At 55.6% G+C, this 15,662-nt stretch carries 17 protein-coding genes and 1 tRNA gene; 10 read left to right on the top strand and 8 right to left on the bottom strand.

The features are described 5' to 3' along the window. Positions 1 to 253 precede the first annotated feature (253 nt). Positions 254 to 526, top strand: a complete 273-nt coding sequence (locus tag BQ8290_RS14440) for an HU family DNA-binding protein (RefSeq protein WP_108791457.1) — start codon at positions 254 to 256, stop codon at positions 524 to 526. 114 nt (positions 527 to 640) lie between these two features. On the opposite strand, the gene BQ8290_RS14435 is transcribed toward BQ8290_RS14440, so the two are convergent. Further along, positions 641 to 1,525: a hypothetical protein gene (locus BQ8290_RS14435; RefSeq protein WP_337661449.1), complete on the bottom strand. Its 885-nt coding sequence runs from the start codon at positions 1,523 to 1,525 to the stop codon at positions 641 to 643. Positions 1,526 to 1,560: 35 nt separating this feature from the next. Next, positions 1,561 to 2,358, bottom strand: a complete 798-nt coding sequence (gene rlmB, locus BQ8290_RS14430; RefSeq protein ID WP_108791455.1) for a 23S rRNA (guanosine(2251)-2'-O)-methyltransferase RlmB — start codon at positions 2,356 to 2,358, stop codon at positions 1,561 to 1,563. Between the two features lie 182 nt (positions 2,359 to 2,540). Here rlmB and BQ8290_RS14425 point away from each other — a divergent pair. Beyond that, a tRNA-Tyr gene (locus BQ8290_RS14425) sits at positions 2,541 to 2,626 on the top strand. Positions 2,627 to 2,650: 24 nt separating this feature from the next. Here the strand turns inward: BQ8290_RS14425 and BQ8290_RS14420 are convergent. Together BQ8290_RS14420 and BQ8290_RS14415 are read right to left on the bottom strand one after the other, a co-directional pair. Continuing rightward, positions 2,651 to 3,730 carry a hypothetical protein gene (locus tag BQ8290_RS14420; RefSeq protein WP_108791453.1) on the bottom strand — a complete coding sequence of 360 codons (1,080 nt, stop codon included), beginning with the start codon at positions 3,728 to 3,730 and terminating at the stop codon, positions 2,651 to 2,653. A gap of 43 nt (positions 3,731 to 3,773) precedes the next feature. Then, entirely contained in the window at positions 3,774 to 4,868 is a 1,095-nt protein-coding gene (locus tag BQ8290_RS14415) for a phosphotransferase family protein (RefSeq protein WP_337661448.1), read from the bottom strand. Between the two features lie 97 nt (positions 4,869 to 4,965). On the opposite strand from BQ8290_RS14415, the gene BQ8290_RS14410 reads away from it, so the two are divergent. Beyond that, a complete protein-coding gene (locus BQ8290_RS14410; protein WP_108791451.1) occupies positions 4,966 to 6,108 on the top strand; it encodes a beta-ketoacyl-ACP synthase III in 1,143 nt (380 codons plus the stop codon). On the opposite strand, the gene BQ8290_RS14405 is transcribed toward BQ8290_RS14410, so the two are convergent. Further along, positions 6,069 to 7,196: a phosphatase PAP2 family protein gene (locus BQ8290_RS14405; protein WP_108791449.1), complete on the bottom strand. Its 1,128-nt coding sequence runs from the start codon at positions 7,194 to 7,196 to the stop codon at positions 6,069 to 6,071. The genes BQ8290_RS14410 and BQ8290_RS14405 overlap by 40 nt on opposite strands. Before the next feature lie 199 nt (positions 7,197 to 7,395). Between BQ8290_RS14405 and BQ8290_RS14400 the strand changes: the two genes are divergently transcribed. Both BQ8290_RS14400 and BQ8290_RS14395 read left to right on the top strand, forming a co-directional pair. Further along, the gene (locus BQ8290_RS14400; protein WP_108791447.1) at positions 7,396 to 8,145 is read left to right on the top strand and encodes a phosphatidylserine decarboxylase; all 750 of its coding nucleotides are present in this window, start codon (positions 7,396 to 7,398) and stop codon (positions 8,143 to 8,145) included. A gap of 79 nt (positions 8,146 to 8,224) precedes the next feature. Next, positions 8,225 to 9,028 (top strand): CDP-alcohol phosphatidyltransferase family protein, encoded by an 804-nt coding sequence (locus tag BQ8290_RS14395; protein WP_108792465.1) that lies wholly within the window; start codon positions 8,225 to 8,227, stop codon positions 9,026 to 9,028. A gap of 6 nt (positions 9,029 to 9,034) precedes the next feature. Here BQ8290_RS14395 and BQ8290_RS14390 read toward each other — a convergent pair whose 3' ends face one another. Further along, on the bottom strand, positions 9,035 to 9,313 hold the full coding sequence (locus BQ8290_RS14390) for a hypothetical protein (protein ID WP_108791445.1): 279 nt from the start codon (positions 9,311 to 9,313) through the stop codon (positions 9,035 to 9,037). A gap of 290 nt (positions 9,314 to 9,603) precedes the next feature. On the opposite strand from BQ8290_RS14390, the gene rpsB reads away from it, so the two are divergent. After that, on the top strand, positions 9,604 to 10,353 hold the full coding sequence (gene rpsB, locus BQ8290_RS14385) for a 30S ribosomal protein S2 (protein ID WP_108791443.1): 750 nt from the start codon (positions 9,604 to 9,606) through the stop codon (positions 10,351 to 10,353). 121 nt (positions 10,354 to 10,474) lie between these two features. Next, on the top strand, positions 10,475 to 11,401 hold the full coding sequence (tsf, locus tag BQ8290_RS14380; RefSeq protein ID WP_108791441.1) for a translation elongation factor Ts: 927 nt from the start codon (positions 10,475 to 10,477) through the stop codon (positions 11,399 to 11,401). Positions 11,402 to 11,526: 125 nt separating this feature from the next. On the opposite strand, the gene BQ8290_RS14375 is transcribed toward tsf, so the two are convergent. Next, positions 11,527 to 12,723 carry an indoleamine 2,3-dioxygenase gene (locus tag BQ8290_RS14375; protein ID WP_108791439.1) on the bottom strand — a complete coding sequence of 399 codons (1,197 nt, stop codon included), beginning with the start codon at positions 12,721 to 12,723 and terminating at the stop codon, positions 11,527 to 11,529. 112 nt (positions 12,724 to 12,835) lie between these two features. Between BQ8290_RS14375 and BQ8290_RS14370 the strand changes: the two genes are divergently transcribed. Beyond that, entirely contained in the window at positions 12,836 to 13,279 is a 444-nt protein-coding gene (locus BQ8290_RS14370; protein ID WP_108791437.1) for a winged helix-turn-helix transcriptional regulator, read from the top strand. Positions 13,280 to 13,331: 52 nt separating this feature from the next. On the opposite strand, the gene BQ8290_RS14365 is transcribed toward BQ8290_RS14370, so the two are convergent. After that, positions 13,332 to 14,135, bottom strand: coding sequence for a metallophosphoesterase (locus BQ8290_RS14365; protein WP_337661447.1), 804 nt, complete (start codon positions 14,133 to 14,135; stop codon positions 13,332 to 13,334). A gap of 226 nt (positions 14,136 to 14,361) precedes the next feature. Here BQ8290_RS14365 and pyrH point away from each other — a divergent pair, with 226 nt between their 5' ends. Continuing rightward, a complete protein-coding gene (gene pyrH / locus BQ8290_RS14360; RefSeq protein WP_108791433.1) occupies positions 14,362 to 15,084 on the top strand; it encodes a UMP kinase in 723 nt (240 codons plus the stop codon). A 3-nt stretch (positions 15,085 to 15,087) separates the two neighbouring features. Continuing rightward, positions 15,088 to 15,645 (top strand): ribosome recycling factor, encoded by a 558-nt coding sequence (gene frr / locus BQ8290_RS14355; RefSeq protein ID WP_108791431.1) that lies wholly within the window; start codon positions 15,088 to 15,090, stop codon positions 15,643 to 15,645. Positions 15,646 to 15,662: the final 17 nt, after the last annotated feature.

Here is a 15,662-nt window from a genome sequence, read left to right as displayed (position 1 = left end):
TTAGAGGATCAGGCCTCGGCGCGAATCGCGTCGGGGTCGCATTCAAAATTCGGACAGTGTTGATGGCTGGGCCAGAGCGCATGGTGTGCGGGCGGACTGCGGTCTGTCGCAAAACACCATTTTCTGGCCAAAACCAGCGATTTTCTAGGCAATTTGCCTTTGACAGTTTTGTGAAAAAGGGCTCAACCTACGGCCTTTCGGCAGGGCGAGTCATCTACTACCGAATACGCATATCAAAGAGGGGAACGTAAAGATGAACAAGAATGATCTTATCAGCGCGGTTGCCGATTCCAGTGGCCTTTCCAAGAATGATGCATCCAATGCCGTAGAAGGCGTGTTTGAAGCCATTCAGAAAGCGCTCGCAGGCGGCGACGAAGTGCGTTTGGTTGGGTTCGGCACATTTGCCGTCGCAAAGCGCAAGGCATCGATGGGGCGCAACCCGCGCACTGGCGAACCGATGCCAATCAAAGCGTCGAACCAACCGAAGTTCAAGGCAGGCAAAGGCCTTAAAGACGCCGTAAACTAAGGCGTAAGGCCGCTCAAAGCGTTCGGGCAGCGTTTTGGGTGCACCAATTAGAAAACCCCGCCGGCCATTGTGGCAGGCGGGGTTTTTCTTTTGGCGGCGCAATGCCGACTGAAGTTACCGCGTCATATCGATCAAGGCGGTTGGCGCGGCCTGAGTGCGCGGCGAAATCGTCCAAACCAATTCGTCACCGCGCGCTGTGGGCACGCCGCCTTCATCGGTGTTGTTGGCGCGGATGATGCCACTGGTCACGATCGTGAAAGTGCCTTCCATCACCGCGACTTCGGGCATTTCCGAATTGCCTTGTTCCGCGCCCATAGCCGCGAGACCAGCCATACCGGCCATTCCACCCATCATTCCGCCCATCGGGCTGGCATCGTTTTGAGCGGCAAAGCCCGGCGCATTGATGCGAACCATGTTGGCGTCGCGCAAGTGGATTTGCACGAATGGGTTCATCATGGGGAATCCTTCGATCACGGGAAACATGAAATCATGGCTGAGTTCACCACTGACCGAATAACTGACGTCGAATAGTCCATCGCCTTTGTCTTCAACACGGTCCCACCCTTTTTGGCGCATCAACAGGTCCACCAATTCCGCGGCGGCTTCGGGATCCGTTGGGTCGATGCCGCCCATCATGGCCGACATTTGCTGTGCTTCTTGGGCGGCTTCGGCTGCACGCATTCCTGCGTTGGCATCCCAAGCGGCGCGTTGATCGCTCAATTCGGCCGCGGTGCATTCGCGGTCTTCATACGTATCTTCATCATAACAGTCATCTGCGACGAATTCGTCGGCGGCGGCGCCCATTTCGGCAAGGCTGGATAGGCCGAGGAAAAAGATCTCACCCTCGTAAGTGAAGGTGAAACGATCTTCTTCGGTGAGGATCAATTCGGATGTGAATTTACCGGGAGTGATGAAACAGCCCGAGAGAATCAGGGACAGTCCGGCTAGCAATGCCGCCGCCGCCATTCGTGGTGATCCCATCTTTGGCAAACTTTGCATATTCATATCGTTTAATCCCCCCAATAAGATTTCGTTCAATCCATGCTGCGCGTCGCCGCAGCATACATCGCTATTGCTGCTGCATTCGAAACGTTAAGACTTTCAATAGCAGAAGTGATGGGCAAACGGGCCAATGTGTCGCAATGACCGGCGATATTGTGTCGTAAGCCTTCGCCTTCTGCGCCCAAGACGATCGCCATAGGGCCGGTCGTCATGCTTTCATCCAACGTCGCTTCGGCTTCGCCGGCCATGCCGATGCGCCAATATCCCGCCTCAGCCAAATCATCCAAAGCGCGTGCCAAATTCACCACTCGAACCCATGGCATGGTTTCCAGTGCGCCCGATGCCGATTTGGCGACAACACCGCTTTCAGGTGGTGCGTTGCGGTCCTGGGTCACGATGCACGCCGCGCCAAATGCCGCTGCAGAGCGCAGGATGGCGCCGACATTGTGTGGATCGGTAACTTGATCGAGCACGATGATCGGTTTGTTCGCTTCGCCCGTGGCGAATTCATCGAGGAAAGTGTTTTCCAACGCCTCGCATTCCAACACCAATCCTTGGTGCGGCGCATCTTTGGCCACCAACCGGCCTAGATCGCTGGGATCGGCAAATTCGACCGGGAACCCTTCGGGCAAATCACCATCGAGCGAGGCAATCCCTTCGCGCGTAGCCCACAATTTGCGATGCTGGCGGTCGGGATTTTTGAGAGCAGCCTCAACTGGGTGACGCCCCCAAAGACGCACATGGCCCGGATTCGTCCGGCCCGATCCACGACCGCCCTTCATCCGTCCTGCGCGCCCACGCAATGCGCGTTTGCGTTCAACCTTTGCCATTGAAATTCTCGCTTATCATCTGTGTTTTGCCGTCTGTCGGCGTGCTCTAAATTTGCCCCCTGCCAGTCGCCCCATTGACAGGCAAGCGCCCGTTCGCCATTGGGGCGCCTCTCGGCAGCGCGGTCGAAGTGACCGCGCCCTTTTTTCAAAGCGTGTTATGCGCGTTGTTAAAGCCCATATGTGGACAGGTGGCCGAGTGGTTAAAGGCAGCAGACTGTAAATCTGCCCGCGCAAGCGTACATAGGTTCGAATCCTATCCTGTCCACCATATGGCCCCCTTAGAACAAAGCGGTCACGCAGGGTCGGACAGGCCGGTTAGGGCCAATGGCGCGTAGTCTCCAATCGCCAATTGTTCAAAAGCACCCCAGCCAGTTTCACCCGTTTCGGATTCGACACGGCACATCATTTGAACATGCAGATTATCGGGGCGAATCGGATCAACCTGCATCAGATCAATATCTTCGCGTTCAATTTCCAATTCGCCATGATCAAGGCCATGCCCCCATTTGGGCGAGGTGTATCCAAGCCCGCGCATCTGAAACCGCGAAACTGGGGTGAGCGTGAAATTTTCGTCGCCGACGCGCAGCGTGCTTTCGCTCGGCCATCGAGAACCAGCCTGCAGTTGCGCACTTAGGGTCGCGTCGCTTGTGTGATGATGGTCGCTTTCACCGGCACCATCGGCGACGATCACCGCGCGCGTGTTCCAAGCTGCGCCATCGGGGTGTGCATTCAAGTGGAAGAACACGCTCCGGCTTGGCAGGTTGATAGGTGTCCATTGCCAAAAGAATTGCGGCACCGTTTGCGGCATTTGTGGATCGGCCTGACCAATTGGCCGGATCCCCCAGCTGCGATCGCGTGTCCCATGTGTTTGGGCGGATAGTTCGATGCGCGTGCCGTCTACGCTGACCCACCCATCGTAATGACCGTTTTGAGTCATCCGGGTGTAGTCCATGATCGTGCGCGGACCGCGTTTCCAGGTGAAGCGCGGCTCTTCGATGGGGAACGCGCGACCGGTGAATGTGATGTCGGCTTCGATACCTTCGCCTTTGACCACAAGTCGGAGGCGATTGAGAGGTTCGACAATCTCGATTGCTATACCGCCGCATTGCAGTTCCAATCGTTCCATGCCCATTTTTCGGGAGGCGTGGAGACAGTGTTGTGTTCGAGTTTCACCATCAGACCGGACAACACAGAAATGCGCATCCACGACATCTAGAGCCGGGTAAACGCCGAACGCTAGAGCGAAGAACGTTTCTCCGTCCGGTGAATACCCGTTGAAGAAATAGCGATCGTAGAAATTTCGGTCAGTCCCCGAATAGGCCACCGGTTCCGGCGTCTGGTGGAGCGGGAAATCGTCGCCTTTGCTCAGCATGGGTGGTTCCTTAGAAAATGGATATCTGCGTTCTGGATTACGGTTATGGGTTTGCAAACAGGTCCAGAGCGTTCGTATCCTGAACAAGCTCCAGCGCGCCACGGGCCATTGAAAGGAAGTTGGCATCGCCGCGCGGGGTTCGCACGACGTTGGCGGCGCTAAACACGGCGGTCGATACCCCCTGAATGGCGCCCAATCGGTATCCGTGATCAATGTCCGACCGGCCTAAGGCAACGCCGTGCTTTGCCATCTCCGCGCAATACAAGTTGAGCAATTCGTCTTCTGCGGATCGGCGAAGCTCTGAACCCGTTCCAGCACCAAGGAAATATCCGATATCAACCGCGCCATCTCCGGGCGTTAATGTTTGCCAATCGACAATCGACAACGGGTCCTTCCCGCCCTTTGCATCGAACAACATATTGTCGAGCCGAAAATCACCATGAACGAGGCAATGATGCGGAGCGTCACGTGAAAATATGGGGTCGGCCAACTCACCCATCCGCGCGACGATGCCCATCAATTCAGTAGGGAGATCGTTTGAATATCGTTCCAGAAATGTGGTCGTCGATGTTGGATACAGCGATTTGGCCATTGCGCGAATTTGCGGATCGGGCTGAATTTCGGCTGCAGCGGTGAATTGCGGCTTTCCCCAGCTTGGTCCGTGAAACGCGGCGGCCTGAATAATGGCGTGGCGCGCATCGTCGATCGAACAGCTCGACAATTGGTCCCCCTGCCGGGCGGGGCCCAAATCTTCCATCAACAAGACGAAATCGCCGTTGTCGGCAGCGATGGCGGCGTGGATGGGTTTGGGGGTGTTGACAGGCAAGTGCTGGGCAAAATCTCGATAAAAGCACACTTCGTGCAAATAGAGATTCATCATCTGGGCGGTTCCACGACTGGTGGGATCGCTGGCGGCAAATTTTCCGGCGATGGTCGATGGGCCGCATCCGTCGCGGTCGTATTCGAGTGTGAAACGGATCGAATCGCCCACTTGGCCAGTGCCAATGGGCCGATATTCTATTCCAATCACACGTTGTTCATCGATCATTTCGGCAAGGAAAAGCCGATCGGTCAGCCATTCCGGCGTGACCAATTCGGGGCGTACCGGCCCGGGGCCGTGCGAAATGTTCTCTCCCATAAGCCGATGCTAGAGCGGCATTGCAGAGGCGACAAGACGCCGCGTTTCGAAACCTTGGGCTTGCGAGGTTTATGGGTGGCCCCTATTCGTGCGAACCATGCAAGACTCACTATCCCTAACCGGCCGCCCGGTCATATCCGCAACCGGCCTGTTCACACCGCAAGAATCGATCACCAACGAAGAGCTGGTTGATAGCTTCAACACCTATGTCGAACGGTTCAACGCCGCGAACGCAGATCAGATCGCCGCTGGTGAGATTGAGGCTCTGGCCCCTTCATCGGTTGGCTTCATCGAAAAGGCGAGTGGGATCAAAGCGCGCCACGTGATGAGCAAGGCGCCTATTCTTGATCCGGATATTATGACGCCGCGTTGGGATGAGCGTGGGAATGACGAACATTCGATGATGGCAGAGATCGGCGTGACGGCCGCGCGCCAAGCGCTGGAACGGGCAGGGCGCGACCCCAAAGATGTGGATGCGGTTTTGTGCGCGGCGTCCAATATGGAACGGCCATATCCGGCGATGGCAATCGAAATCCAACAAGCTTTGGGCATTGAAGGCTTTGGCTTTGATATGAATGTTGCGTGTTCTTCTGCGACATTCGGGATCCAAACGGCGGCGGATTATGTCCGTGCGGGTAATGCCAAGAGTGTCCTAGTGGTTAGCCCGGAAATCACATCCGGCCACCTCAATTGGCGCGACCGGGACAGCCATTTCATTTTTGGCGATGTTGCCACGGCGGTTTTGGTTGAAGATTCCAGCATGGCGCCGGCGGATCATTGGGAAATCTTAAGCACCAAGCTCAAAACCGTTTTCTCCAACAACATTCGCAACAATTTCGGTTTCCTAAACCGGGCCGCGCCAGAGAATTCCCAAAACGCGGACAAATTGTTCGTGCAAGAGGGGCGCAAGGTTTTCAAAGAAGTCGTGCCCATGGTCGCACAAATGATCATTGATGAGGCCGAAAAGCTACAAATGGATCCTGCCACTTTGCGCCGTCTTTGGTTGCACCAAGCGAATGCTGGGATGAACCGCCTGATCGCTCAACGTGTGCTGGGCCACGAAGCGAACGATGATGAAAGCCCGACCGTGTTGGACACGTATGGCAACACATCAAGCGCCGGATCAATCATCGCGTTTCATAAACACAAAGATGACTTGGCACAGGGCGATAACGGTCTGATTTGCAGTTTTGGTGCAGGCTATTCTGCGGGCACCGTGTTTGTGCGCAAAATGGCCTGATCCGGGTTCTTTTCGGTCCACTTGTCCCACGCTGCAATGATGCGATGAGACAATGTCCAAATCGCCGCCACTGCGAGCAATGAAACCAAACCGTCCACCGCGTAGTGATAGGCGAGGTGAACGCTGCTCACCCACGTGACAAAGAAGAACACGCCGAAAAACGCGCCCCATTTGGATGAAACCCGACGAACCGCAATCCAGTAAAGGAAGGCGATGGCGCAGTGCATGCTGGGCATAGCGGTGATGCCGCTGCCCAAGCCATTCTCGGCCTGACCATACCATTCAAGCAGCATTTCTTGGACAGGCAGAACCATGATTGGAATTTGTTCGTTCGCCGCGTTCAAATACGCCATCTGAGCATCGAATGTGGAATTGCCCAACATGGGGCCCACGAAACAAGGGCCGACAGAGGCCAGCGCGGTGGCCATCGCGCCGCCGATCAGGGTCCAGCTAAGCACATAGGTTAGGAAAAATTGCCGACGGATCTGGCTGTCGATCTTCGCAAAGGCAAAGAACATAACCCCCGGATACAGCAGCAAAAACCACAATTGATACAGCAGTGCCAAGAAAGCGGTGACGACGGGATAGCCAATAATCGGCTGTAAAACTTCCCACGCATCATGGCCGAAAAAGATCGCGCGGTCCCATTGGATAAAGGCGCTGTCCCACGTGTAGTCGTTAAACAAAGGTATCGCCGACTTCATTTTCGAAAAATACGGCAGCAACACCACCGCCACGCCCAACATGGGTAAACCGGCGGCTACGGTGCGTTTGAAACTGTCGGTTGAATATCGCGCTTTTAGATGTGCGACGGGGCTATCAGGGCGATCGCGATACAGAGAACGTGCGGCATCCCAGCAGGCAAGCACAACCACAAACATGAAGAAAATCTGTGCGTTGGCGATAATGCCGCCAATACCGGGATTGACCCCGTTTATCGCAAGCAGCGTAAGGCACACAGCCATTAGGACGCCGCCGATCACTAGAATCGGAAGTTCCCCAAACCAGCGGGCGACAATAGCTGGCGCATCCGCATCGCGCCCGATCGATGGCGCAGTGGTTGGTTTTTGAACCGAAGCCGTTGTCATTGCTGTGATCGCTGCCCTTGCATTGTGCTGCGCGTTTAAGTCGCTCTTGTGACTTTGGATTTAGGGTAAACATCTCACTAAAGTGTGAATGCGTTGCCGGCTTGGAGGCTGTCGGTTCGGGCGGTTGCCCACCGTTGAATTGCGGCTTGAGTGTTAAGCTTGCTTGCGGGCGAGGGCGCCAATGCCTAGATGCCGAAACATGGCAGGTGAAATTCTCGATAATCAAGGTCGCGGCGAAGCAAGCTGGGGCTGGCCCGCAATCCATCCAGAGGGGCGCAAATACGGTGTGATCGCCGTTGCGATTGCGCTTGTCCCGATGTTCTTTGGCTGGGGCTTGCTCGGTTGGCCGCTATTGTTCCTATCTCTCGGTGTGTTCGCGTTCTTCCGTGATCCCGAACGCGTGGTTCCCCAAGCGGATGACGCCATTGTCGCGCCTGCGGATGGACTGGTCACATTGATCAAGACCGTAGAGCCGCCCGCTGAGATGCAAATTGACGATGGGTCGGGCCATCCCGGACTTTCGTCGGCGGCGGTTACGCGCATTTCGATATTCATGAGTGTTTTCGATGTGCACATCAATCGTGCGCCGATTGCGGGCACCGTTCGCCGGGTCGTGTATGTTCCGGGCAAGTTTGTGAACGCGGATTTGGACAAAGCCAGCGAAGAGAATGAGCGTCAGCATATTTTGATTGAACGGACCGATGGTTTGCAAATCGGTTTCACTCAGATCGCTGGCCTTGTCGCGCGCCGGATCATGCCTTTTGTAAAGCCGGGCGATACCGTCGCTAAGGGGCAACGCATCGGCCTTATCCGATTTGGTAGCCGGGTTGATGTGTATTTGCCGGCTGGGACAGAGCCTAAGGTTTTGATGGGGCAAAAGATCGTCGCGGGCGAAACTATCCTCGCCGAGCGCGGTGCGGCGGCGTTGCTCGAAGGGATAGCGCAATAGCGCATGGTCCCGCTTTGAACTCGCATGGATGCGGGACCGGCTCGTGACGGAACGGGCCAAGGGCAAAAAGCCCGGATCAATGACCGCGCGTGTCGGACCGAAAGCGGATGAAGGCGAAGATGCGCAAGTTTCACCGGGGGGACGTCTATCGCTGCGGGCGATGATGCCCAACGCCATCACGGCCGCGGCTTTGTGTGCAGGCCTAACAGGTGTGCGTTTCGCGATTGAAGGGCAGTGGGCCTATGCGGTGCTTGCGGTCGCTCTTGCCGGTGTGCTCGACGGCGTCGATGGCCGGATCGCGCGGTTGCTTAATGCGCAATCTCGGTTTGGTGCAGAGTTGGATAGTTTGGCGGATTCGCTGTCTTTCGGGATGGCTCCGGCTCTCATTCTTTATATGTGGTCGCTTCAAGATCTGGACCGGTTCGGCTGGTTCGCGGCGTTGGCCTTTGCGATTTGTTGCGCGCTGCGATTGGCGCGCTTCAACGCTCAAATCGATGTTGAGGATCAACCGCACCAATCGGCGGGTTTCCTAACCGGTGTTCCTGCGCCTGTTGGGGCAGGGTTGGCGTTTACGCCATGCTACCTTTGGATTGAAACAGGGATGCCGATTTTCCGCGATCCCATCGTCTTGGCGATTTGGATGAGCCTTATCGCGGTATTGCTCATTTCCAACATGGCCACGCTCAGTTGGGCGGCCATCCGTCCTCGCCGTGATATCCGGCTTCCGCTGTTGGCGTTTGCTGCAATTGGGTTTGCCGCGATGTTGTTGGAACCATGGTGGTCCTTGACCGCGATCAGCGTCGGGTACCTCGCACTGATCCCCTACGCGTTGATCAAATATGGAAAGATCAAACGGCGCCGCGCGGCAGATGCAGCTGCCTAAAAAACCTTAACTGGCGAGTTGTGTAACGGGTGATGTCGCAGGGAGGTGCAGGCGGCGATTCTGGCCGCGCTTTGCCGCTGCCAATGTCCGACGAGCAGGCCTACGAAGGCGAACTTCCTTCGCGCCCACTTGAGGCAAAAAACCCGCGTTCAAAAGCGCCTGCTCTCGTTTCAGCACGGTGTATGCATTCGAACCGCGCAGCCAGCTGTCGAGCAAGCTCAATGCCGTGGCAACGCCGGTGATGACAAACAAACAGGTCAGCGTCAGAGCGATAAGGTCGGGCATGTCGTGTCTCTCAAATCGGAGTGTTCAATCTTTGTTCTCACCCTTTGTTCTATAAGTGTTCTCACCAGTCAAGCGTTTTTGTTCCACTTGTGTTCCGACTCATGCGGTTTGCACTAGATTTTGTGTTTCAAGGGCGCTAATGGCGCGGCCTCGCAAGGAACATTGGATGCGAATCATCCCGATGTTTTTGGCGAAATTCACATGGAAGGCGCTTCATACCGGTGCCGTTTGCGGGAACTCCGCTGAACGGTTCCATGCCTTCCAGAGGAACAACCGGAAAGGAAATACCCATGGCGGCTACCACCGTTACCATGCAGCAATTGATCGAGGCCGGCGCACATTTCGGCCACCAAACTCACCGTTGGAATCCGCGGATGAAGCCGTATATTTTCGGCAACCGCAACGGTGTTCACATCATTGACCTGTCGCAAACTGTTCCGCTTTTTGCGCGCGCTCTCGATTTTGTTGAATCGACCGTTCGTGCTGGCGGTAAAGTTTTGTTCGTTGGCACCAAGCGTCAGGCGCAAGAGCCGATCGCCGAAGCAGCTCGCGCATGCGGTCAGCACTTCGTAAACCACCGCTGGCTCGGTGGGATGCTCACAAACTGGAAAACCATCAGCGGTTCGATCAAGCGTCTCAAGACCCTTGAAGAGCAGCTTTCGGGCGACACCAGCGGTTTCACCAAGAAAGAAGTTCTTCAGCTGACGCGTGAGCGTGACAAGCTGGAACTGTCGCTTGGCGGTATCCGCGATATGGGCGGCATTCCTGATGTGATGTTCGTAATCGACGCCAACAAAGAAGACCTGGCTATCAAAGAAGCGGCCGTTCTCGGCATCCCAGTGATCGCGGTTCTCGACACCAATGTTGATCCATCGAACATTGCATTCCCGGTACCGGGCAATGACGATGCGGCGCGCGCTGTGCGTTTGTACTGCGGTGCGATCGGCGATGCGGCGACTGCAGGTAAAGGCGGCGCTGTTCAAGATTCGGGCGAAGATTTCGGCGCGATGGACACGCCACCTGCCGAACCAACTGCCTAAGCATTCGACAAAGGGCGCACGTCACCATTGTGTGTCAGGCGGGCGTCACAAACCCTAACTAGAGCGTCGGGCATTCCCAAGCGGGGCCCGGCGCCCACACATTTTTACAAAGGAAATCACCATGGCCGATTTCACTATCGCCGATGTGAAAACGCTGCGCGAGAAAACTGGCGCTGGCATGATGGACGCGAAAAAAGCACTGGTTGAAGCCGGTGGCGACATCGAAGCCGCGATTGACGGTTTGCGCGCCAAAGGTCTTGCGACCGCACAAAAGAAATCCAGCCGCACCGCGGCCGAAGGTCTTGTTGGCGTGGCCGTCGAAGGCACTAAGGGCGTTGCTGTTGAAGTGAACTCTGAAACGGATTTTGTTGCGAAGAACGACAAATTCCAAGATTTCGTTCGTCACGCGACGGCGGCCGCTCTTGTATTGGGTTCGGACGATGTCGATGCTCTTAAAGCTGCCGATTATCCAACGGGTGGATCGATCGCTGATAAATTGACCGACAACGTCGCTACGATTGGTGAGAACCAACAGATCCGCCGGATCAAGAGCGTTTCGGTTGGAAGCGGCGCGGTCGTTTCTTACGTTCACAACGCGGCAGCCGAAGGCCTCGGCAAGATTGGCGTTTTGGTTGCTTTGGAAAGCGACCTTGGCGACGACGTTCTGGTGCCTTTCGGTAAACAGCTTGCGATGCACATCGCCTCGATGTTCCCACAAGCGTTGGACGCAGACAGCCTTGACGCTGACGTGATCGAGCGTGAGCGCGCCATCGCACAAGAAAAGGCGGCCGAAAGCGGCAAGCCAGAAAATGTGCAAGAAAAGATGGTCGAAGGCGCGATCAAAAAGTTTGCAAAAGAGAACGCTCTTCTCAGCCAAATGTTCGTTATGGACAACAAATCCAGCGTTGCTGATGTTGTTGCCAAAACGGGTAAAGACGCTGGCGGTTCGATCGTCTTGACTGATTACGTTCGCTTCCAATTGGGCGAAGGCATCGAAGTCGAAGAAGAAGATTTCGCAGCGGAAGTCGCGGCGACGTTGAAAGGCTAAGCCTTAGCGTCTCTACGCAGCCAAGAAATTACGGCCGCCGCAGTGATCCACTGCGGCGGCCGTTTTTTATTTGGGCTGCTCAATCTAGCGGGCCAATTTGAACGCAAGACCCCGCGCAATCGCAATCAAAGCAGGTTCGCGCGCGTCTCATCCCGGTGTTTCTTAAGGTACCGCATAAATGGCGTCCCGCCGGTGCCGACTTCTGTGTCGTTTCCGTCCGTTCTTTTGCCCTGCTTGTTGATGTAGCTGGCCGCATATTCGAGATGGCGGGTGCGGAAATCGGCCATCGCTTGAATGTTCGCGTTATAGGCTGCGTTCAAACCGCCAGATTTCGCATTCTTGATAAAGTCACGAACCGTGCTGTGTTCGCGCACGTCTTCGACGAACTTACGATGGGCCAATGGCCGGTATGCGTGCAACTGATCCAGAAAGGTGCGCAATGGATCGGCTGCGTGTCCTACGCCTAGCAATGCGTCCATGCTGGGAATGATAGAAGATTGAGAGCCAGTTTGGCCGCGGAACGCCTGCGCCGCCGAACCGTACCGTTCGACGCCATGGTAGATGACGCCATCGGGTAATGCCGGGTTGTCTTTCCAACCGTGAATATAGGGGCGCACCCGTTCAAAGTAGATGTATGGATCGCAGCTTTCGGGCATTCGATCGAACAGAGCATTGATCTGTGCCCATGTTTGAGACGTTTGCACCAAAAGCGATTCCAGCAAATCTGGGTCGTCATTGGCCACCGCGCTCAGGATACCGGAAAAACGATCGAGAACTTGGCCTGCGCACGCCTCGATCGCGACATGCACAAGGACGAACCACGCTTCGTCACGGCCGCCCAAGAAATTCTGGATCATCTGGATGTTGTCGAGAGCCAATGGCTTTTTTGGGTCAATGAGAGACCAATTGTCGAGCACATACGAGCTGTAGGTTAGCAATGGTTGTTGATCGAGACAGTCGGCCAGACCGACCATCGGAACGGCCAGGCAAGAAGGGAGGCTGTCTGAAGGAGTCTGCCCGCCCCAAACGTAAGACTGCACCATAAAACTGTAATGGACTGTCGCCATTCGCGCCTGTTGATCCGTCAGCGTCGCGGCGTCTGGCAAGTCGGCGGGATCTGGCAAATGCCTTTTGAGGAAGCTTCGAGCGCTGCCCGACGGCAAGATATTCGGCAATCGCAACGCGACTTTCGCCGCATCGTTCCATGCTCCGGGAAGCTCCACTAGACTGGCATCATAATCGCAAAGAAATCCGCGTTCGGCAGACATGCCATATTCCGCCAGAGGTTTAACCCCGGTCTCGACGCCATTTTGATTTGTCATTGCTGCTCACCCTCTTCTCAAAATATCTCTCGAAGCAATTTTAAGGCGAGATGCGGCGAATATCTTTGTGAAGTTCCTTGTTGGGTGATCATTTTTCGAATATTCTACTGCAATGGACGATAAAGATCGAAGAATTTTGCGTGAGCTTGAGCTCGATGGCCGAATCAGCAACGCTAGCTTGGCGGATCGGGTCGGTCTGTCTGCGTCCGCATGTTTGCGAAGAGTGCAGGAGCTTGAGCAATCGGGCTACATCAAAGGGTATCGGGCGATTTTGGATCGCAGCCGTCTCGGCGGGGAAATCACGATATTCGTAACCGTGAGCCTATCGATGCATCTAGCGAAAGACGCGCGACAATTCGAACAAGCGATTGGCGCAGCCGAAGAAGTGCGTGAGTGCCACAATATCACGGGTTCGGTGGAATACCTCTTGCGGGTCGAGGTCGACAGCCTTGCTCGTTATAAGAAATTCCATGCCGATGTGTTGGGTGTCTTGCCGCAAGTTGCCAGCATCACTTCGCACATATGCCTCGGCTCATCCAAAGATATGCGAGCCTGATGCGTTCAAATTTGGGCGCAGGCCGCGTTGAAACCGTGCGGGTTCTTGGCCGTCACTGTCCCGCCGGGCGCACTTCGATCAACCAAACCTCAGGCTGAGTGAACAATCGCACGGGCAGCAAACTTGTGCCCAGTCCAGCGCCCGTGATCAGTGTCTTGCCGTGTAATTCGCTCACTCCGCACGCAAATTTGTCGCCAAAATCGGACATGGTCATCGGCGATCCACCCCAAGGATAGGCGATCTGGCCGCAATGGGTGTGGCCGGCCAAGACAAGGTCGGCGTTCACCGGGACAGACGGGAATATATCCGGGCTGTGTGATAGCCATAGGCGCACGCCCGACAAATTCTGCATTGCGGCGGTGGTCGCGGCGATATCGGCGCGACCGGTGAAATCGTCATCGACGCCGCCCACGGCAAATGGTCCCATTTGGAGGGCGGAATTTTCGATCACAGAGATGTTGGGATGCTTCGCCAACTCCGCCGATAAAGCAGGCCAATCAAACCAATGATCATGATTGCCCGGCACAATCGCAACCCCGTATGAGGCGCGCAATTCCGCCAAGGGTGCAACGATCTCTTCGGGTGAATAGATCGTGGTTGCTGTCATCTTTTCGCTCACCAAATCGCCGGTGATGGCAACAAGATCCGGCTCCATCGCGTTCACTTGAGCGACGATCCGTTTCAATCGCGATGGCGGCATGTCCGGCCCGGCGACATGGATATCCGTGAGAAAGGCAATCCTGACCGCATCAGTGTTATCGGGCAGGCCGCTGCTTTCGATTGTTATCCGTTGGACCACTGGGTCGCGCATCGTGTCGTGCCACGCTTTCGCCAACACCGCGATTCCAACAATCACCACGATTGCCAAAAGGGTTCGTAACCGACGGTTTTTTAAGAAAGCTCTCATAGGAAAACCGTTTCGACCATCTGGGTTCGATCGTGCAAGCGTCAAAATCCGTAAAATGACAGAACGGTTGTGCCAAACTTTCCTTCTCCAATTGCTTTGCGGCCCCCTTGGCAGGCGCGCACCCTAACGATAGAGGCTGCACAGTCCGCAATTCTGCACCGGAGAATCTCACCAAATGGCACTTCCTGAAATTAAGCGCGTCCTGCTCAAACTTTCGGGCGAGGTTTTGATGGGCGAACAGGAATACGGGATCGACCCGGTCTATGTTGCGCGGCTGGCCGAAGAGGTGAAAGCAGCCAAGGATAGCGGGATCGAGGTTTGCCTTGTGATCGGCGGCGGCAATATTTTCCGCGGAATTTCGGCAGCGGCCAAAGGGCTCGACCGGACAACCGGCGATTACATGGGCATGTTGGCCACGGTGATGAACGCATTGGCGATGCAAAACGCCTTGGAGCAATTGGGTGTGCAGACGCGGGTTCAATCGGCGATCCCAATGTCTTCAGTGTGTGAGCCGTATATTCGCCGTCGCGCTGAACGCCATCTGGCGAAGGGGCGGATTGTGATTTTTGCCGCGGGCACGGGTAACCCGTTTTTCACCACCGACACTGGCGCGGCGTTGCGCGCGGCGGAAATGAACTGCGACGCATTGCTTAAAGGCACCAGCGTCGACGGCGTTTACGACAGCGACCCCAAGCACAACCCCGATGCCACGCGATTTGATCGGATCTCTTATGATCAAGTGCTGTCGGACAATTTGAAAGTTATGGACGCCACGGCTGTTGCGCTTTGCCGCGAGAACGACATTCCGTTAGTGGTCTTTTCAATTCGAGAAAAAGGCAATGTTGCCACCGTCCTTTCGGGCGAAGGCACACAGACAATAGTACAGAAGGACAGTTGATCCATGCCGCAATATGAAAAGGCAGATATCGAACGCCGGATGAACGGCGCGGTGGAATCGCTCAAGGGTGATCTGGGTGGCTTGCGCACAGGCCGCGCAAACGTCGCACTGCTCGATCCCGTGATGTGCGAAGTGTATGGGGCAATGATGCCGCTTTCCCAAGTGGCCACAGTATCCGCACCAGAGCCCCGTATGTTGAGCGTTCAGGTGTGGGACAAGTCCAACATCACCGCTGTCGAAAAAGGAATTGCGCACGCAAACCTTGGTTTGAATCCGATGACGGATGGCCAGACACTGCGTCTGCCTATGCCGGATTTGACGGAGGAACGGCGTAAGGAATTGGCCAAGCTTGCTGGGCAGTATGCAGAGAAAGCTAAGATCGCCATTCGCAACGTCCGTCGTGACGCGATGGAAAGCCTAAAGGCCGACGAGAAGAAGAAAGAAATCTCTGAGGATGAACGCAAGCGGATGGAAGACGAGGTCCAAAAGTTGACCGACAAATTCGTCGCCGATGCTGACGTGGCGGCCGATAAGAAAGAACAGGAAATCCTTACCCAGTAAGGCTAAGAATCGTCGCT

It is taken from the genome of Erythrobacter sp. Alg231-14 (assembly GCF_900149685.1).
Classification (GTDB): domain Bacteria; phylum Pseudomonadota; class Alphaproteobacteria; order Sphingomonadales; family Sphingomonadaceae; genus Erythrobacter.
This window is presented reverse-complemented; position numbering and strand designations above follow the sequence as displayed.

Coding starts and splice junctions, on each gene's coding strand:
- BQ8290_RS14410 (WP_108791451.1), top strand. CDS start 4,966: ATGCAAGACTCACTATCCCTAACCGGCCGCCCGGTCATATCCGCAACC.
- BQ8290_RS14440 (WP_108791457.1), top strand. CDS start 254: ATGAACAAGAATGATCTTATCAGCGCGGTTGCCGATTCCAGTGGCCTT.
- BQ8290_RS14435 (WP_337661449.1), bottom strand. CDS start 1,525: ATGCAAAGTTTGCCAAAGATGGGATCACCACGAATGGCGGCGGCGGCA.
- BQ8290_RS14405 (WP_108791449.1), bottom strand. CDS start 7,196: ATGACAACGGCTTCGGTTCAAAAACCAACCACTGCGCCATCGATCGGG.
- BQ8290_RS14400 (WP_108791447.1), top strand. CDS start 7,396: ATGGCAGGTGAAATTCTCGATAATCAAGGTCGCGGCGAAGCAAGCTGG.
- BQ8290_RS14415 (WP_337661448.1), bottom strand. CDS start 4,868: ATGGGAGAGAACATTTCGCACGGCCCCGGGCCGGTACGCCCCGAATTG.
- BQ8290_RS14375 (WP_108791439.1), bottom strand. CDS start 12,723: ATGACAAATCAAAATGGCGTCGAGACCGGGGTTAAACCTCTGGCGGAA.
- pyrH (WP_108791433.1), top strand. CDS start 14,362: ATGGCACTTCCTGAAATTAAGCGCGTCCTGCTCAAACTTTCGGGCGAG.
- BQ8290_RS14370 (WP_108791437.1), top strand. CDS start 12,836: ATGGACGATAAAGATCGAAGAATTTTGCGTGAGCTTGAGCTCGATGGC.
- rlmB (WP_108791455.1), bottom strand. CDS start 2,358: ATGGCAAAGGTTGAACGCAAACGCGCATTGCGTGGGCGCGCAGGACGG.
- BQ8290_RS14395 (WP_108792465.1), top strand. CDS start 8,225: ATGACCGCGCGTGTCGGACCGAAAGCGGATGAAGGCGAAGATGCGCAA.
- frr (WP_108791431.1), top strand. CDS start 15,088: ATGCCGCAATATGAAAAGGCAGATATCGAACGCCGGATGAACGGCGCG.
- tsf (WP_108791441.1), top strand. CDS start 10,475: ATGGCCGATTTCACTATCGCCGATGTGAAAACGCTGCGCGAGAAAACT.
- rpsB (WP_108791443.1), top strand. CDS start 9,604: ATGGCGGCTACCACCGTTACCATGCAGCAATTGATCGAGGCCGGCGCA.
- BQ8290_RS14420 (WP_108791453.1), bottom strand. CDS start 3,730: ATGCTGAGCAAAGGCGACGATTTCCCGCTCCACCAGACGCCGGAACCG.
- BQ8290_RS14390 (WP_108791445.1), bottom strand. CDS start 9,313: ATGCCCGACCTTATCGCTCTGACGCTGACCTGTTTGTTTGTCATCACC.